Origin of the sequence: Pseudomonas sp. R1-15, from assembly GCF_051132085.1 — a bacterium.
Taxonomy (GTDB): Bacteria; Pseudomonadota; Gammaproteobacteria; order Pseudomonadales; family Pseudomonadaceae; genus Aquipseudomonas.
This window is the reverse complement of sequence record NZ_CP071660.1, coordinates 2,762,562-2,778,222: the sequence shown is the minus strand read 5'-3', so window position 1 is coordinate 2,778,222 and position 15,661 is coordinate 2,762,562. Positions and strand designations below refer to the sequence as shown.

Annotated in this window: 14 protein-coding genes; 6 read left to right on the top strand and 8 right to left on the bottom strand. The window is 62.8% G+C overall.

Features of this window, described 5'->3' with window-relative positions; translation table 11 throughout:
* The 4 genes from J3P97_RS12565 to J3P97_RS12550 form a co-directional block, all read right to left on the bottom strand.
* Entirely contained in the window at window positions 1–1,251 is a 1,251-nt protein-coding gene (locus J3P97_RS12565; RefSeq protein WP_434674331.1) for an MFS transporter, read from the bottom strand.
* Between the two features lie 10 nt (window positions 1,252–1,261).
* On the bottom strand, window positions 1,262–2,194 hold the full coding sequence (locus tag J3P97_RS12560) for a SphA family protein (protein ID WP_434674330.1): 933 nt from the start codon (window positions 2,192–2,194) through the stop codon (window positions 1,262–1,264).
* Window positions 2,195–2,265: 71 nt separating this feature from the next.
* On the bottom strand, window positions 2,266–3,237 hold the full coding sequence (locus J3P97_RS12555) for a helix-turn-helix domain-containing protein (protein WP_434604814.1): 972 nt from the start codon (window positions 3,235–3,237) through the stop codon (window positions 2,266–2,268).
* Window positions 3,238–3,336: 99 nt separating this feature from the next.
* The gene (locus J3P97_RS12550; protein WP_434674329.1) at window positions 3,337–4,338 is read right to left on the bottom strand and encodes an ABC transporter substrate-binding protein; all 1,002 of its coding nucleotides are present in this window, start codon (window positions 4,336–4,338) and stop codon (window positions 3,337–3,339) included.
* A 209-nt stretch (window positions 4,339–4,547) separates the two neighbouring features.
* On the opposite strand from J3P97_RS12550, the gene J3P97_RS12545 reads away from it, so the two are divergent.
* Entirely contained in the window at window positions 4,548–5,567 is a 1,020-nt protein-coding gene (locus J3P97_RS12545) for a GlxA family transcriptional regulator (protein WP_434651776.1), read from the top strand.
* 20 nt (window positions 5,568–5,587) lie between these two features.
* On the opposite strand, the gene J3P97_RS12540 is transcribed toward J3P97_RS12545, so the two are convergent.
* Window positions 5,588–6,529, bottom strand: coding sequence for a LysR family transcriptional regulator (locus J3P97_RS12540; RefSeq protein WP_434568583.1), 942 nt, complete (start codon window positions 6,527–6,529; stop codon window positions 5,588–5,590).
* A gap of 401 nt (window positions 6,530–6,930) precedes the next feature.
* On the opposite strand from J3P97_RS12540, the gene J3P97_RS12535 reads away from it, so the two are divergent.
* From J3P97_RS12535 to J3P97_RS12515, 5 genes are all read left to right on the top strand, one after another.
* On the top strand, window positions 6,931–8,001 hold the full coding sequence (locus tag J3P97_RS12535; RefSeq protein WP_434674328.1) for a sensor histidine kinase: 1,071 nt from the start codon (window positions 6,931–6,933) through the stop codon (window positions 7,999–8,001).
* Window positions 8,002–8,020: 19 nt separating this feature from the next.
* Window positions 8,021–8,671, top strand: coding sequence for a response regulator transcription factor (locus J3P97_RS12530; RefSeq protein ID WP_434674327.1), 651 nt, complete (start codon window positions 8,021–8,023; stop codon window positions 8,669–8,671).
* Window positions 8,672–8,771: 100 nt separating this feature from the next.
* Window positions 8,772–9,146, top strand: coding sequence for a response regulator transcription factor (locus tag J3P97_RS12525; protein WP_434674326.1), 375 nt, complete (start codon window positions 8,772–8,774; stop codon window positions 9,144–9,146).
* 988 nt (window positions 9,147–10,134) lie between these two features.
* Window positions 10,135–11,337, top strand: a complete 1,203-nt coding sequence (locus tag J3P97_RS12520; RefSeq protein WP_434674325.1) for an NAD(P)/FAD-dependent oxidoreductase — start codon at window positions 10,135–10,137, stop codon at window positions 11,335–11,337.
* Window positions 11,338–11,551: 214 nt separating this feature from the next.
* Window positions 11,552–12,463: a LysR family transcriptional regulator gene (locus J3P97_RS12515; RefSeq protein ID WP_434568588.1), complete on the top strand. Its 912-nt coding sequence runs from the start codon at window positions 11,552–11,554 to the stop codon at window positions 12,461–12,463.
* 186 nt (window positions 12,464–12,649) lie between these two features.
* On the opposite strand, the gene J3P97_RS12510 is transcribed toward J3P97_RS12515, so the two are convergent.
* From J3P97_RS12510 to J3P97_RS12500, 3 genes are all read right to left on the bottom strand, one after another.
* Window positions 12,650–13,690, bottom strand: a complete 1,041-nt coding sequence (locus J3P97_RS12510) for an ABC transporter substrate-binding protein (RefSeq protein ID WP_434674324.1) — start codon at window positions 13,688–13,690, stop codon at window positions 12,650–12,652.
* A 127-nt stretch (window positions 13,691–13,817) separates the two neighbouring features.
* Complete coding sequence (gene argE / locus J3P97_RS12505) at window positions 13,818–14,987, bottom strand: acetylornithine deacetylase (RefSeq protein WP_434651786.1); 1,170 nt, start codon at window positions 14,985–14,987, stop codon at window positions 13,818–13,820.
* On the bottom strand, window positions 14,980–15,654 hold the full coding sequence (locus J3P97_RS12500; protein WP_434604794.1) for a DUF1028 domain-containing protein: 675 nt from the start codon (window positions 15,652–15,654) through the stop codon (window positions 14,980–14,982). Before J3P97_RS12500 ends, argE begins: the two co-directional genes overlap by 8 nt.
* Window positions 15,655–15,661 lie beyond the last annotated feature (7 nt).

Here is a 15,661-nt window from a genome sequence, read left to right as displayed (position 1 = left end):
TCATGACGATTGACGTGATCCGGCGACGTTCGCCCGGCCGTGACTACGCGTGCGCAAACCGACGGCCACCCATAGCAGCGCCGCCGCAAGACTGGCGAAGGCCAGCCATTGGATCGATTGACGAAGGTCCCCGGTAAATACACCCACGCAAGCCACCACCAACGGGCTGATGAACTGGCCGAAATAGAGAAACGAGGTGAAGCCGCCCAGGCCCCGCCCGCGGGTGCTTGCGGTCAAGGCGTTCATCACCGGCGCCATTACGTTCGGCACCAGCAGCCCGGCACCCAGCCCCTGGACGAATACGGCCAGCAGCACCGCGTTGTAGCTTTGCGCTCGAACCAGCAGGCACAGCCCAAGCCCCATCAACGCCAGCAACAGGGCGTTGCAACCGGCGATGCCGAATCGGCGGCGCAGCAACGGCCAGGTCAACGAGCCGACGAGGGTTGCCAACAGGCTCAACCCCGCCGCCAGGCCGATCAGGGTGCTGGACGTCACACCGAGGCTGACCAGCAACGTCGGCGCCTGGATCGGCATGACAATGGTCAGGACCATCCCGCAAACAATCATCAGATAGCCAACCAGCAGTTGCGGCACCGCGACCTTGGTCGGTGCCGCCTCATCGAGGCGCTCGGCCGTTTTCAGCTTGCTCACCGGCGGTTCCCACAAGACTTTCATCATGGCCGGCACCAACAACAACGGCAGCAGGTACAGCAGGAACGGCGAGCGCCACGAATGTTCCCCGAGGGCCCCGCCGACGACGAAGAACAGCGCCCCCACCAGGCCTATCGTTACCACTTGCCGGTTGACGTAGCGCAAGCGTTCCTCGCCATGCCAATAGTCGGCAATCAAAGTCGCGCAGCAGGTCATCACCGCCGCCTCCGCGCAGCCAAACAGCAAGCGCGCGCCGACAATCGCCGGCAAGTTGTCGAGCAGCGCCGGCAACGCGCCGAGCAAGGCGTAGAGCAATGTCGCTACCACCAGCAAGGCCTTGCGTCCGACCCGGTCGGCCAACCAGCCGGCCAACGGCGCGCAGAGGGCAATCGCCAGGGCCGGCCCGGTGATTGCCAGCGGCACCAACAAATCGGCGCGAGGCTCGACGGGGCCGAACTCGGCGGCCAGCCGAGGAAGAATCGGCGTGACCATTACCGAGCCCATGATGGTCAGGCTGCTGCCGAGCATCAGCACCAAGCCTTCGCGCCGGCCAACTGCCTGACGCGGCGACGCCGTTGAAATGGAATTTGATGAGTTCATGACGCCCCCTTCAGAAACTGTGAGAAATGCGCAGGGCCGTGGTGTAGCCCTCGGCACGGTTTCGCGCGTCGAATTCCTTGTAGACGTGCAGCCAGATCGGCGGCACGCCGGGCTTGAAATAACTCACCGCCGGCCCGACCGCGAGCACCCGGGCGCGATTGCCCGACTCCAGCCCCGGAGCATCGTCGTCGGTGAACTGGCGGTAGTAGTAGCCGCCCACACCCAGCGTCCAGGGGCCGACATGCTGGCCGACGGCGAATTCATGGCGATACTCGACGCCGCTTTTGTAGTCGGTGGCAGGGTTGCGAGTGTTCACATCGACTTCGATACTGGAGGACACCTCGAAGCCAGTGTCGGAGATATAGGTCGCGTTGAGGATCGGCGAGAACGTCCAGTGGTTCAGGCCCGGCGAGATCAGCCGGTCCTCGTCGTAATCGCCGGTCGGGGTCTGGATCTGGAATTGCGCGTTGACGAACAGGTTTGGCGACAACGTCCATTGCAGGATGACGGGCAATACCTGGATGTCGGCCATGCGAAACGGATCGGCTTCGAGGTTCAGCGGACCGACCGGCGTCTGCACCCTTACCGAGGCGTCCATCTGGAAGAACGGCACTACCGCGCCATAGCCGTACTTGGCGCCGAGCACGGTGTAATCGGTCATGTGCATGTAGGCGACGCCGATCGACAGCACATCGAGGGACAGGTTGTTGTCCACCGAGCGACCATGACGGTCTTTCTGCACATTGGCCGAATAGAACGCAGTACGCAGCCCGACCGTCCCGAAGGGCGTGGCCGGCGGCATCATCCCGGCACCGAAGTCGTAGACGCCGAACGCAGTGGTCGGCGCACCGTTCTCGGTAGCGTTGGCCACGGCGCAGGCGCCGAAAAGCCCCAGGGTGAGCCACGTAAAATGCCGCAGGTTTTTCTTTTTATTCTGATTCATCGAATGCCCCATCCCAACCATGTGGTGATGGGGTCATCCTAGGGAGCCGGTCCGCCAGCCGTTATCCGTTTTCAGCACAGATGCGTGCGCCGCAGGGTTTGTGAAGGGGTTTCGCCGAACAGGGTCCGATAGTCGCTGGAGAAACGGCTCAGGTGCCAGAAGCCCCAGCGTGCCGCCACCTCCTGCACGCCCCTGGCCTGGTCGCCAGCGCGCAGCTCCCGGCGCACGGCATTGAGGCGCAGCGCCCTTAAATAGGCCACCGGATTGATGCCCAGGGTTTCCTGGAAGCAGTACTGCAATTTACGCCGGCTGGCGCCAATGTGGTTGCACAGGTCGAGGATCGACAGCGGCTCGTCGACATGGGCCAGGGCATATTCCCGGGCCCGGTCGACCATGCGCTTGCGGGCCGTCGGGGTCAGCGGCGGCGCCTGGTCGGGCGCCACCAGCTCCAGCAGGTGCAGCATCACCGTATCGCGCAGGCCACGGCGGATCGACTCGAAGCCCAACAATGACTCATGCCCCTGGCCGCCCCCTTCGAGTTCGTCGAAGAGCGCCGCCAGCTCAGCGGGCAAGGTCGAATCGCCGAGACGGTAACACTTGGGAAGATCGGTAATTCGAAAGTCGCTGCCCTGGCGCTCCAGCAGGTGCTCCAGGGCCTGCTCCTTGACGGCAACGCCGAGCAGGTCCAAGTGCTGGGGGGTGCGCAGGTCGGGCAGGTTGCGGCCATGGGCGACCATCAGGCTCGGCTCGACAATCGGGTGCCCGCAGCAGAATACCGGCCCGTCAGCGCGCAACGGTACGCTGAAGGTAATCGCGCCCTCCCACGCCATGCCGCGCTTGGTCATGGCCTGATTAGAGCGGTCGCGCACCAGTTGCATCCAATCTGCACGGAACTCGATCAACTCGCCTTCGAAGCGTCCTGGCGTCAGTTGGTCGTAGCTCACCTGCCAGCCGCCCATGTTCCGCGCGTGCTCGTCGATGTCGCCGGTGCGGAACCGATTGATCGGCCGCGTCGGCAACCCGTCCGCCATGTCGTCGTTCATTCACCCGACCTTCGCTGATTCCAGGGTTATGGATCGAAGATCAGGCAAGTTCCATTCCGTCTCCCGGGTGACTCGCTCGATTGTGCCGAAAACGGCTAGTCAGCTACCTGCGTCGCCGTGGGCTTCTTCAAAGAAGTAGTCCTTCCAGCTGTCGGCCTTGTTCTTCAATACACCCAGCTCATGCAGTTTGTCGGCGTAGATATAGGTGCGTTGCGGGACCACGGTGAAATCGATTTCCGGGTCGCTGACGATCTTCTCCACCAGGGGCAATGGCAGCTTGGATTGCTCTACCCGGATGTACGTCTGGGCGGCGGCAGGTTTGTCGGCCTTGATGATGTTCTGGGCTTCGACCAGCGCGGCGTAGAACGCCTTGTAGGTCTTCGGGTTTTCGTCGTGGAATTTCTCCGTGGTGTAGAGCACGTTGAACGTGGCCGGCCCGCCGAGCACGTCATAGGAGCTGAGGACTTTGTGCACGTTGGGGTTCTGCAACGCCTGGTACTGGAACGGCGGGCTGGAAAAGTGCGAATTGATTTCCGACTTGCCCGCAATCAACGCGGCCGTGGCGTCCGGGTGCGGGAGGCTGACCGAGATGTCGTCGAATTTCTTGTAGCGCTCGTTGCCGAACACCTTGGCCGTCTCGATCTGCAATGTGCGCGACTGGAAGCCGACACCCGCCGCCGGGACCGCGATCCGGTCCTTGTCGGTGAAATCCTTGAGCGTCTTGATCCCGGGGTTGTTGGTCAACAGGTAGTTGGGCATCGAGCCCAGCGAGGCGATGGCCTTGACGTTCTGCTTGCCCCGGGTCCGATCCCAGATCGTCAGCATTGGCGGCACCCCGGCCGACACCACGTCGAGGGCGCCGGTCAGCAACGCTTCGTTCATGGCGGTGGCGCCGGAGATGCTGTTCCAGTCCACTTTGATATCCAGGCCCTGGGCCTTGCCATGTTTCTCGATGAGCTGCTGGTCACGCACGACGTCCAGGATCAGATAACCAATGCCGAATTGCTGGGCGATGCTGATCTTGCCTTCGGCATGGGCCAGCGGCCCGACCAGCAGGCTCGCCGCCAGGGAAAGAAAAAGTACGGGACGCTTGAACGCCATGGCCGTGGCCTCTTATGGATAAATTCAGGCGCCGACTTTAAAGCTATAAAAAATAAAATTTAAATACCTGTATCGCATAACGATAGCACCTGAAGATTCAACGCGGCCGACTTGACATTGTCCGGGCGGAGGATTAATCACCCAGGGACACCGAGGCGCAGCCGCTGCCCCCTCCGAACCTGCCCATTCTTGAAACGAGCCGCGCGACCATGAACGAGATGACCTGTGACATCCGCATTGCCGCCGAGTCCGTATCCCAACCGCGCGCGCTGGTATTCCTCGCCTATCCGCAGATGGGCCTGCTCGACCTGACCGGCGCCCAGACGGTGTTCTGGGCGGCCACCAAAGCCATGACCGAACGTGGCCTGCCCGGCTACCGGATGCACACCGCCAGCCTTGAAGGCGGCCTGATGCAGACCGCCGAAGGGCTGGTCGTGCAAACCTGCGCCCTGGGCGAGTTCGACAATGCCGTCATCGACACGCTGATCGTGCCTGGCGCGCCGAACATCCGTCAGGCGATGATCGACTGTGTCGAACTGGTGGACTGGCTGCGCGCGGCCTCGACCAAGGCCCGCCGCACCGCTTCGGTGTGCAGCGGGACCTTCCTCATGGCCCAGGCCGGCTTGCTCGACGGCCGCCGCGCCGCCACGCATTGGGCCATGTGCGAAATGCTCAAGAGTGGCTTCCCCTTGATCGAAGTGGACCTCGACGCGATTTTTATCCAGCAGGACAGTGTCTGGACCTCGGCGGGCGTCAGCGCCGGCATCGACATGGCCCTGGCCTTGGTGGAAGCCGATTGTGGTCGCGATGTCGCGCTGCAAGTGGCCCGGGAACTGGTGGTGTTTCTCAAGCGCCCCGGGGGGCAGGCGCAGTTCAGCCAGTTGCTGCTGGCACAGACCCAGGACAGCGCCGGGTTCGATGAACTGCACGCCTGGCTCGCCGAGCACCTGGATGAGGCCGACCTGAGCATCGAGCGCCTGGCCCGGCAAGCGCGCATGAGCCCGCGCAACTTCGCCAGGGTCTACAAGCGCCAGACCGGACGCACCCCGGCCAAGGCCGTCGAGATGTTCCGGCTCGAAGCGGCCAGACGACTGCTGGAGGACTCCGAGCGCAACATCGATCAGATTGCCCGTTCGTGCGGCTTCGGCGACGAAGAACGGATGCGCTACACCTTCCAACGCCACCTCTCGATTTCACCACGGGACTATCGCAACCGGTTCTCCCGCTGAGCTTGAACCGCGCTGTCGCGTCAGGCTACGCGCCTGGCTTGAGCCTGTGCTTCGGCCTGCTCGCCGATGAACGCACAGCAGCGTGAACGGAGCCAGCGTTCTCCCGGGTCATTATGGGAAGTCCCTCGCCAGACCATCGACAGCTCGCGCTCGGGCAACCGGAGCGGCGCCGGTTCCGCGCGCAAGCCGGTCGTTTGGGCCATTGCCCGAGCGACATAGTCGGGCACGATGGCGATCATCTCGCTGCGCGCCAACAACACCGGCAAGGCGCTGAATTGCGGCACGCTCAGGACCACACGCCGTTGCCGCTCCATCTGGCTCAGGGCCCGATCGGAATCATCGATGACATGTCCCATGGATGAAACCACCGCATGCGGGCGGCGGCAAAACTCATCCAATGTCAGCTCGCCCGGACGCGAATCGGCGCGCAGCAACATCGGCCGGATCGGACGCAGCGCCTTGCGCCGGGCATTGGCCGGAAGCTCCAGGGTATGGCTGATACCGATGGTAATTTCGCCGCTCGCAAGCAGTTGGCACATCTGCCATTGATCGGCCCGGCGCACCACCAGAGTCGTGCCCGGCGCCTCGATACGCAGTCGGTGCAGCAGGTCTGGCAGCAGCGCGTATTCGACGTCATCGGACAGGCCGATGTGGAACGTCGCGTCGCTGGTGGCGGGATCGAACGCCTGGCAGCGGCTCAAGGCAGCCGCGATGCCATCCAGCGCCGGCGACAGGTTGGAAAAGATTTCCTGCGCCCGGGAGGTCGGTTCCATCACCCGGCCCGCGCGGATGAACAAGGGGTCGTCGAACATCAGGCGCAACCGCGCCAGGGCGGCGCTGACGGTCGGTTGGCCAAGAAACAGCTTCTCGCTGACACGGGTGACATTTCGCTCATGCATCATGGTTTCGAAGACAACCAGCAGATTGATGTCAGCACGACGCAGGTCATTTCTGTTCATCATGGTAGCCATTCCAGGCGCAGGGCCAATGAGGCGGGAAAGAAACGTCGTGCCTGGGCCGCTTTGCGCGGCTCGACAGCGACGGCGTGCCTGGAAGGTTATGCCACGGCCCATCCGGCGTCTGTCGTACGGGAGGACGCTGCGTTGACGCTTTGGGTCCACCGATTGATACCTGGGTATACAGGACGAGTGCCAGGGTCTGGCAGGATTTCAGGGTTTTATGTCCTACCCCGAGGCAAGGGGCAGCTTTTAAGATTCAAGACGATGCCCCCGTGTCCACCGCCACCGGGACCGGACCGACAAGACAAAAGAAAGGTTGCAGCGTGCCCACACCCGCCATGATGTTCAAAAGCATCTACGACAGCCTTCGGTATCAGCCGCCTCCGAAGGCATCGAGCCCTTCTATGGGCATCAGCTCTCACCCGCTGGTCAACGCCCTGGGCTGGGCGGTCGGCCTCGTCGTGGCCTGTGGGATTGTCATCATCAATTCCGAAACCCATTCCGACCTGGCACCGACGCTGCTGTACATCACCTTGCTGCTGATGGCGGCCAACCTGTTTTCAATCAACCTGGTGATCACCGTTGCGCTGCTGTGCATGTTCCTGCTGACGGCGATGTTCCTGTACAACGGCGGTTACCACCGCTGGGAATCGATCACCGGGTTCTTCCGTTGCCTGACGGCCCTGTCAGCCATCGCGTTTCTCGCACTGCGCAGCAAGCATGCCTCGGACCGCCTGCGGCATAACCAGGCCTACCTGATCGAAGCCCAGGCGCAGTTGGCCCATGCCACGCGGCTGACGTCCTTGGGGGAAATGGCCGCCTCCATCGCCCATGAAGTGAACCAGCCGTTGACGGCCATTACCAGCAGCGGCGAAGCCTGTCGCCGCTGGCTGGACCGTCCAGTGCCCGACCTCAAGGAGGCCCTCGACTCGCTGGACCGGATCGTCGCCAACGCGTGCCGCGCCAGTGAAGTCATCAATCGGACCCGGGCGATGGCGCGCAAATGCAACCCTCTGCGTCGGCCCGAACGACTGGACGAAATCGTCAGCGAAACACTGGATCTGGTGCGCCACCAGCTGGCTCAGCACCAAGTCAGCCTGAAGGTAGACCTGACGGCGGCAAGCCTGGTCGACGCTGATCGGGTCCAGCTGCAGCAGGTGATCATCAACCTGGTCTCCAACGCTTGCCACGCCATGGAAACGCTCCCGGTGCGCGACCGAATCCTTTACGTGCGCACCTGGACGCACGCGCACGACGTGCTGCTGGCGGTGACGGACCGGGGAATCGGCATCACGGCCGAGACACTGCCCTCATTGTTCAACCCGTTTTTTACCACCAGGGAAAACGGCCTTGGCATAGGCCTGTCGATCTGTCGCTCGATCATCGATTTCCATGACGGCAGAATCTGGGCTACCAGCGAGGCAGGCCAAGGTACCTCGTTCACCTTTTCGTTGCCGTTGTTAGCCAAAGCCTGACTTGTTGCGGACTCCTGCCATGAACCCAAGCCACGCCATGCCCCCTGCTCTCGCCCATGAACCGATTGTCTACGTGGTCGACGACGACGCATCGTTACGCGAAGCCCTTCGCAGTCTGCTGCGGTCCATTGGCCTGTTGGTCGAACTGTTCGACTCGGTGACGGATTTCATGGGCCATCCACGTCCCGACGCACCCAGTTGCCTGTTGCTGGATGTGCGCCTTCGCGGCACCAGCGGGCTGGACTTCCAGCAGCAGTTGGCGAACGCCGGAGTTCCTCTGCCGATCGTATTCATGACCGGGTATGGCGACATTGCCATGACCGTGCGGGCCATGAAGGCCGGTGCGGTGGATTTCCTGACCAAGCCGTTTCGCGAACAGGACCTGATCGATGCGGTGTCCGCCGCCCATCAGCGCGACCGACTGCGCCGCGAGGCCGAGCGTGGCCAGCAGGCGCTTCAGGACCGTTACGCCACGTTGACCGCCCGGGAGCGCCAGGTGATGGCACTGGCAGCGTCGGGCCTGATGAACAAGCAGATCGCCGGGCAAATAGGCCTGAGCGAGATCACCGTCAAGATCCACCGAGGCCAGGCCATGCGCAAGATGGCTGCGCGTTCGTTTGCCGACCTGGTGCGCATGGCCCAAGCCCTGGAACCGAGCCGCGATCGTTGAAAGTTCATACCCACGTATACTAGGCGCGGCTTTTGGACCGCGTATCTTGCAGCGATAGGGGCGCTTTAATAGCGACCTGATATTACTGCCAGGTTTCGAAATGTCCGACACTGCACTTATTTCTGTTATCGATGACGATGAATCGGTTCGAGTTGCATTGGATGGTTTGCTGCGCTCTCACGGGTATCGCGTCAGGACTTATGCCAGTGCCGTCGCCTTCCTGTCTTCAGCCGGGTTTGAAAACACCGCGTGCGTGCTGTCGGACATACAGATGCCGGGCATGACGGGCATTCAGTTGTGCGATGAGCTCTATGCCCGAGGAATCGACATTCCGCTTGTTTTCATCACGGGCCTGCCTGTTGTGCCCGCGCTGGCCATACCGGGGGGTTGCGGTCCCGTGGCGGTTTTCCCCAAGCCGTTCAGGTGTGGGGAGTTGGTTGCTTGCATCGAGTCGATTCTTGAACGGTCGGTTTAGATTGGTGTGTATATCCCCGCGATGGCAGTAGGTCAGCCAATGAAGATGTTGGATGGGCTGGCCCCTTCGCGAGCAGGCTCGCTCCCACAGTGACTCAATGTGGGATATGAAATCTGTGTTTGCCAAAAATCCAGTGTGGGAGCGAGCTTGCTCGCGATGGCGGTGGGTCAGCCAATCGAGATGTTGATGGGCTGGCCTCTTCGCGAGCAAGCTCGCTCCCACAGGGGTTCTCTGTATGCCATGAATCAGCGTTTGCCGAAAATCCAATGTGGGAGCGAGCTTGCTCGCGATGGCGGTGGGTCAGCCAATGGAGATGTTGAATGGGCTGGCCTCTTCGCGAGCAGGCTCGCTCCCACAGGGGTTCTCTGTATGCCATGAATCTGTGTTTGTCGAAAATCCAATGTGGGAGCGAGCCTGCTCGCGAAGGCGATGGGTCAGTTGCATAAGTGCCAGCATGTGCCCCGCTCTTGCTCTTGCTCTTGCTCTGCTTTTGATTTTGATCTCGGCGCCCCATTAACCACGCTGGCCGAACGCAGGCATTGCGCAGTGGGTAACCCGGCATGGATGCCGGGTTAGCCGCGCTGGGCCATGGATGGCCCTTCGCGGCGGCCCACGGAGCAATGCCGGAGTGAGGGCATGCCGAGCCTAGGCGAGGCACCGAGTGGTGGGGCAAAGCGCTTTTGCTTACTTTTGGCGCTCCTCCAAAAGTGAGCCGCCGTAAGGGCGGAACCCTAAGTGGCCGCGACTGCGAGAACGGATATACACACATACCTCCGTATACCCCCCTCACACCCACGCATACCCCAACTGACCCTATGTAGAAGTGTCGAACCCAAAGCCACCCCCTACCATCTCCCACAGCGAACCGAAGCTGAATGCGCCCGATGATTTCAACCATCAGGCCCCACAGCTTCGGGTACCTCGCAACACGGTCACGCTGAAACCTCAAACAATTCAACGTATCGATTTTCGTCTTCGGGAGCTCATCATGAAACAGCACATCTTGATTGTCGGCGCCGGTTTCGGCGGCGTATGGAGCGCACTCAGCGCCGCCCGCCTGCTCGACCAGCATGATCGCAACGACGTACAGATCAGCGTCCTGGCCCCCCAGCCGGAACTGCGTATCCGCCCGCGGTTCTACGAGCCGAACGTCCATACCATGATGGCGCCGTTGGGCGCGCTGTTCGATGCGGTCGGCGTGAACTTCGTCCAGGGCGTGGCCGAGAACATCGATGTCAGCCGCAAGCAGATCAGCTACCGCGACCTGTCCGGCAGCCTCGCGAGCCTGGGCTACGACCGACTGGTAGTGGCCGCGGGTAGCAAGCTGGTTCGCCCTGACCTGCAAGGCATGCTTGAACACGCGTTCGATGTCGATGAGATCGAACAGGCAACACGCCTCGAAGCCCACCTCAATTCGCTCGGGAACCTGCCGGACAGTCCCGCACGCAATACCGTGGTCGTCGCAGGCGGTGGTTTCACCGGCATCGAAACCGCCACCGAAATGCCCGCCCGCCTGCGCGCCGTCCTCGGCAGCGATGCCGATATCCGCGTGATCGTGGTCGACCGCGGGCCGAAAATCGGTGCGGCACTGGGTGAGGGAATCAGCCCTTCGATCATCGAAGCGTCCGAGCACCTGGGCATCGAGTGGATCCTCAATGCCTCGGTCGAATCGGTGGATGCCGGCGGTGTCACCCTCTCGGATGGCCAGCGCATCGAGTCCAGCACCGTTATCTGGACCGTAGGCTTTCGCGCGAGCCCTCTCACCGAACAGGTGCCCGCAACCCGCGACCGCCAGGGCCGTCTGCATGTCGACGGGCATTTGAAGGTGCTCGGGCAGAACGATATCTACGCCAGCGGCGATGTGGCCTATGCCGCCACCGACGAATTGGGCAACTACGCGGTCATGTCCTGCCAGCATGCCATCGCCCTGGGTCGTTATGCGGGCAACAACGTTGCCGCCGACCTGCTCGGCGTCGCGCCGATGACCTACAGCCAGCCCAAGTACGTGACGTGCCTGGACCTGGGCGCCTGGGGCGCGGTGTACACCGAAGGCTGGGACCGCCAGCTCAAACTGGTTGGCGAGGAAGCCAAGGAGCTCAAGACCCAGATCAATTCGGTGTGGATCTACCCGCCCGCCGCCGATCGGGCAACCGCCCTGGCGGCTGCCGATCCATCGATTCCCGTAGCCTGATTCCTCTCGCCTGATTCACGCGCCCGGCCCGGCCAGTCCTTCTGCGCCGGTCTTTCCCAGACGCCTGCCAAGGTTTTTTCGGCGGGCGTTTTTTCTACCCGCGCGGCAAGCCAGCCTGCATATCGCCACTGCCCAGCAAAATCCGTTGCAACGTCCATCGCCCTGCATGAGCGACACACGGTAAGGTAGGCAAAAATCCGGATCGAGGTGTGTCGTGGCGTCCTACTCCCTGCGTCAGTTGAAGTACTTCGTGACCACCGTGGAATGCGGCAGCGTCGCCGAAGCCTCGCGCAAGCTGTACATCGCCCAGCCATCGATTGCCACGGCGGTAAAAGGCCTGGAGGACAGTTTCGGCGTGCAATTGCTGATCCGCCATCACGCCCAGGGCGTCTCGCTGACGCCCGCCGGTGCGCGTTTCTATCGCAAGGCCCAGGAACTGCTGCGCATGGCCCGGGAGTTCGAACAGAACGCGCTGGCGGACAACGATGTGGTCAGCGGGCAGATCGACATCGGCTGCTTCGAGACCGTCGCCCCGCTCTACTTGCCACGGCTGATCGCCGGGTTCCGGGAGCGTTTTCCCGGGGTGGAAATCCGCGTACAGGATGGCGAACAGCAGGAGCTGGTCCAGGGCTTGACGGGGGGACGTTTCGACCTGGCGATTTTTTATGAGCACGATCTCGACAGCACCATCGAAACCGAAGCGCTCACCGCGCCGCAGCGGCCCTATGCGTTGCTGCCGGAGGGGCATCGCTTCGCCGATCAAGGCCAGGTGTCGTTGCGGGACCTGGCGCTCGAACCGATGATCCTGTTGGACGTGCAGCCCAGCCGGACCTATTTCGTGAGTATCTTCGAAGAACTGGGCCTGACGCCGAACATTGTCTTCAGTTCGCCCTCCATCGAGATGGTGCGCGGCATGGTCGGCCAGGGATTCGGCTTCGCCGTGCTGGTCACGCGACCGCAATCGAGCTGCACCTACGACGGGCAGCGAGTGGTGTGCGTCAACATCGCCGAGGACGTGACAGGTTCAGCGCTGGTGGCCGGCTGGCTCAAGCGCGCGCACTTGACCAAGCCGGCGCAGCTGTTCGTGGATTATTGCAAGGAGCAGTTCGGCGAGTGGCTGGCGTAGCCCACCCTTGCGCCCAGCCGCTCCCCCGTGGCGAGGGAGCTTGCTCCCGCTGGGCTGCGAAGCAGCCCCAAAAAAGCCTGACAGGGTCCACCTGTTACACCACAGGCTCAAACAAAGGGGCTGCTGCGCACCCCAGCGGGAGCAAGCTCCCTCGCCACAAGAGCGGTTCGCCAGGAATTTCAGTGCCTAGCGAGCCGCCCAGGCATTGAAGCGCTGCTCAAGCTCTTCACCATGGTCCACCCAGAACTCGGCATCCACCGCTCGCGCTTGCGCCAGGTTGGCCTCGGCGGTGGGCAGTTGCTCGCGTATTTCGGCGGGCAGCAAGGCCAGCGTCTGGCGATGCACCGGTCCGTAGGGAATGTTTTCCGAGAAGACTTTCTGCGTCTGCGGCTGGCTGGCAAAGGCAATGAATTTCTCCGCCAGGGCCTTGTTCGGCGTACCTTTGACCACCGCCCAGTACTCTGGGTCATACAGGCTCTGCGGCCAGACGATGCTCAGTTTCATGCCTTCCTTCTGTGCCGAGGCGATGCGCCCGTTGTAGGCGGCGCTCATGGCAACGTCGCCGGCCACCAGCCATTGCGCCGGCTGCGCACCCGCCTCCCACCACTGGATGTTCGGCTTGATCTGATCGAGCTTGGCGAAAGCACGTGTCACCCCTTCCGGCGTGTTCAGCACCTTGTACAGATCCTCGGCCTTGACGCCATCCGCCAGCAAGGCGATTTCCAGGGTGTACTTGGCACCCTTGCGCAATCCGCGTTTACCCGGGTACTCGCTCACGTTCCAGAAATCCGCCCAGGATTGGGGCGCCTTGGCGAGTTTGCCCTGGTCGTAGGCCAGGACCATCGACCAGACATACGTCGCCACGCCGCATTCAGTAAGCGCACCCGGAACAAAATCCGCAGCTTTTCCGATCGCCACCGGGTCGAGTTTTTCGAACAGACCTTCCTCACAACCGCGCAGCAGCTCGGGACTTTCAACCTCGACCACATCCCAACTGGTGTGCCCGGCCGCGACCATGGCCTTGATCTTCGACAGCTCGCCGTTATATTCGCCGGCGACGATGTTTCCTGCACCGCTGGCGTTGAAGGGTTGGAAATAGGCCTTGTCCTGGGCCAACTTGGTGGCGCCGCCGAATGAGATCACGGTCAGGCTTGGTGGCGCGGCCAGGACGCTGCTGCTCAGCAACGCCAGGGCACACGCAATGTTGCAACGCAAGGATATGGACATGAAGCGGTTCCTCGAAAATGCCGGCTCGCCCGCACGAGCCAGCGATGGGGCTCAGAGGCGACCGTAAGCGCGGGCGGTGCGGTCTACAGCGATAGCAAAATCGTTCATCCTGGACTCCTTTTTTCGGTCACAGGCCATCGGGTTCGCTCAAATGCTTCGCCAGGCGGTCCATCAACCGGTCGCAGGCAGCCATTTGCTCAACGCTCACGTATTCGTCGGGCTTGTGCCCCTGGTCCATGCTGCCGGGCCCGCAAACCACCGTCGGGATACCGGCCTGATCAAACAGCCCACCTTCGGTGCCGAACGCCACGGTGCCGAAGGCCTCGCTGCCGCACAGCCGGGCTATGAGACGCGCGGCTTCGCTGTCCGGCGCAGTCGCCAGGCCCGGGTAGGCGGACAGGTGTTCGAAACGAATCGCGGTGTCGGCGCTAACCGCGCGCATCCTCGGCAGCAGCGCCTGTTCGGCGTAATCCTGCAATTTCTCGACCACCCCCTGCGGGGCAAAATCCGGCAAGGCGCGCACCTCGAAATCGAAGCGGCAGTCGGCCGGAACGATGTTCAGTGCGGTCCCGCCCTGGATCACGCCGACCTGCACGGTCGAGTAAGCCGGATCAAAGCGCCCATCGTGTCGCGACGGTTCGGCCAGCTCCGCACCGATCTCTCCCAGGCGACCGATCAGGCGCGCCGCCTGCTCGATGGCGTTGACTCCATAAGGCGCGTAGGCCGAGTGACACGGTGCGCCTCGGACGTGGCAGCGCATCGCCAATTTGCCTTTATGACCGAGCACCGGTTGCAGCTCGGTGGGCTCACCGATCAGGCACAAGGCCGGCTGAGGGATGCGTTGCGGCAGCACCTCCAGCAGACTGCGCACGCCCAGGCACCCGACTTCTTCGTCATAGGAAAACGCCAGGTGCAGCGGGCGTCTGAGCGGGCTGGACAGGAATGTCGGCACCGCCGCCAGCACCGAGGCCAGGTAGCCTTTCATGTCCGCCGTACCGCGCCCGAACAGCTTGCCGTCCATCTCGCTCAGGCAGAACGGATCAACCGTCCAGGCCTGGCCGTCCACCGGCACCACGTCGGTATGCCCGGACAACACCACACCGCCAGGCACCGACGGGCCGATGCTCGCCAACAGGTTGGCCTTGGTGCGCTCGGCGTTGTAGATCAGCTCGCTGCTTACCCCCAGGCCTTGCAGGTAATCGCCCACGAACTCGATCAGCGCCAGGTTCGAATCACGACTGACCGTGGCAAAGCCCACCAGCTCGGCGAGCAATGCGCGACTGCGCAACTCACTCATCGCCCGGCACCCCGTAGCTTGGTGCCAGGGTCGGGTTGAGCGCGCGGGTCAGGTAGTCCTGCAGTTGCGGTTGATAGGCGAGCCAGAGTTTTTCCAGTTCGCCGATGGGATTTTCGTCGGCCCAGTCCACCCGCAGATCGACGATGGGCCAGGTCAGGTCATCCACCACCGACAGCGCTGCCGAATGCACCGCACCGGCCTCTCCACCTGCGGCCTGCCCAGCCTGCAACGCCCCAAGCAGGCGTGACGCGAGACTGCCCTCGCCCTGCTCGAACGCCGCGACCATGGCCGCGATGACTCCGTCGCTCGCCAGCAGATTGCCGGCCGCCACACACTGCTCACCTGGCTGGGCGCCGTGAATACCCAACGCGTGGCGACCGCTGAAGACCGCCGTACGTCCCTGGGCATCCACCACCGCGACCTGGCGATATTCGCTATAGCCGTTACGCGCCAAGGCATGATCCAGCGCCTCTTGCGCCGTCTGGCCGGCGGCCAGTTCATCAAGAATCAGCGGCCCCAGGGCCGGCAAGGTGATGTTCTGGCTCGACACGGCACCGGCACCGGCCCGCAGCCAGGGGCAACGGGCGCCGACGGCGATGCTCGATGAGCTGATGGCGATGCCCAGCTGGCCGGTCTCGGCGCAGCGCCCAACGATGGAAAACGTCATGTCGTGC

What these genes read in the sequence shown, in the direction of transcription:
- J3P97_RS12520 (WP_434674325.1), top strand. Translation starts at nt 10,135, where the DNA reads ATGAAACAGCACATCTTGATTGTCGGCGCCGGTTTCGGCGGCGTATGG.
- J3P97_RS12560 (WP_434674330.1), bottom strand. Translation starts at nt 2,194, where the DNA reads ATGAATCAGAATAAAAAGAAAAACCTGCGGCATTTTACGTGGCTCACC.
- J3P97_RS12555 (WP_434604814.1), bottom strand. Translation starts at nt 3,237, where the DNA reads ATGAACGACGACATGGCGGACGGGTTGCCGACGCGGCCGATCAATCGG.
- J3P97_RS12525 (WP_434674326.1), top strand. Translation starts at nt 8,772, where the DNA reads ATGTCCGACACTGCACTTATTTCTGTTATCGATGACGATGAATCGGTT.
- J3P97_RS12540 (WP_434568583.1), bottom strand. Translation starts at nt 6,529, where the DNA reads ATGATGAACAGAAATGACCTGCGTCGTGCTGACATCAATCTGCTGGTT.
- J3P97_RS12565 (WP_434674331.1), bottom strand. Translation starts at nt 1,251, where the DNA reads ATGAACTCATCAAATTCCATTTCAACGGCGTCGCCGCGTCAGGCAGTT.
- J3P97_RS12535 (WP_434674328.1), top strand. Translation starts at nt 6,931, where the DNA reads ATGGGCATCAGCTCTCACCCGCTGGTCAACGCCCTGGGCTGGGCGGTC.
- J3P97_RS12530 (WP_434674327.1), top strand. Translation starts at nt 8,021, where the DNA reads ATGAACCCAAGCCACGCCATGCCCCCTGCTCTCGCCCATGAACCGATT.
- J3P97_RS12545 (WP_434651776.1), top strand. Translation starts at nt 4,548, where the DNA reads ATGAACGAGATGACCTGTGACATCCGCATTGCCGCCGAGTCCGTATCC.
- J3P97_RS12550 (WP_434674329.1), bottom strand. Translation starts at nt 4,338, where the DNA reads ATGGCGTTCAAGCGTCCCGTACTTTTTCTTTCCCTGGCGGCGAGCCTG.
- argE (WP_434651786.1), bottom strand. Translation starts at nt 14,987, where the DNA reads ATGAGTGAGTTGCGCAGTCGCGCATTGCTCGCCGAGCTGGTGGGCTTT.
- J3P97_RS12510 (WP_434674324.1), bottom strand. Translation starts at nt 13,690, where the DNA reads ATGTCCATATCCTTGCGTTGCAACATTGCGTGTGCCCTGGCGTTGCTG.
- J3P97_RS12500 (WP_434604794.1), bottom strand. Translation starts at nt 15,654, where the DNA reads ATGACGTTTTCCATCGTTGGGCGCTGCGCCGAGACCGGCCAGCTGGGC.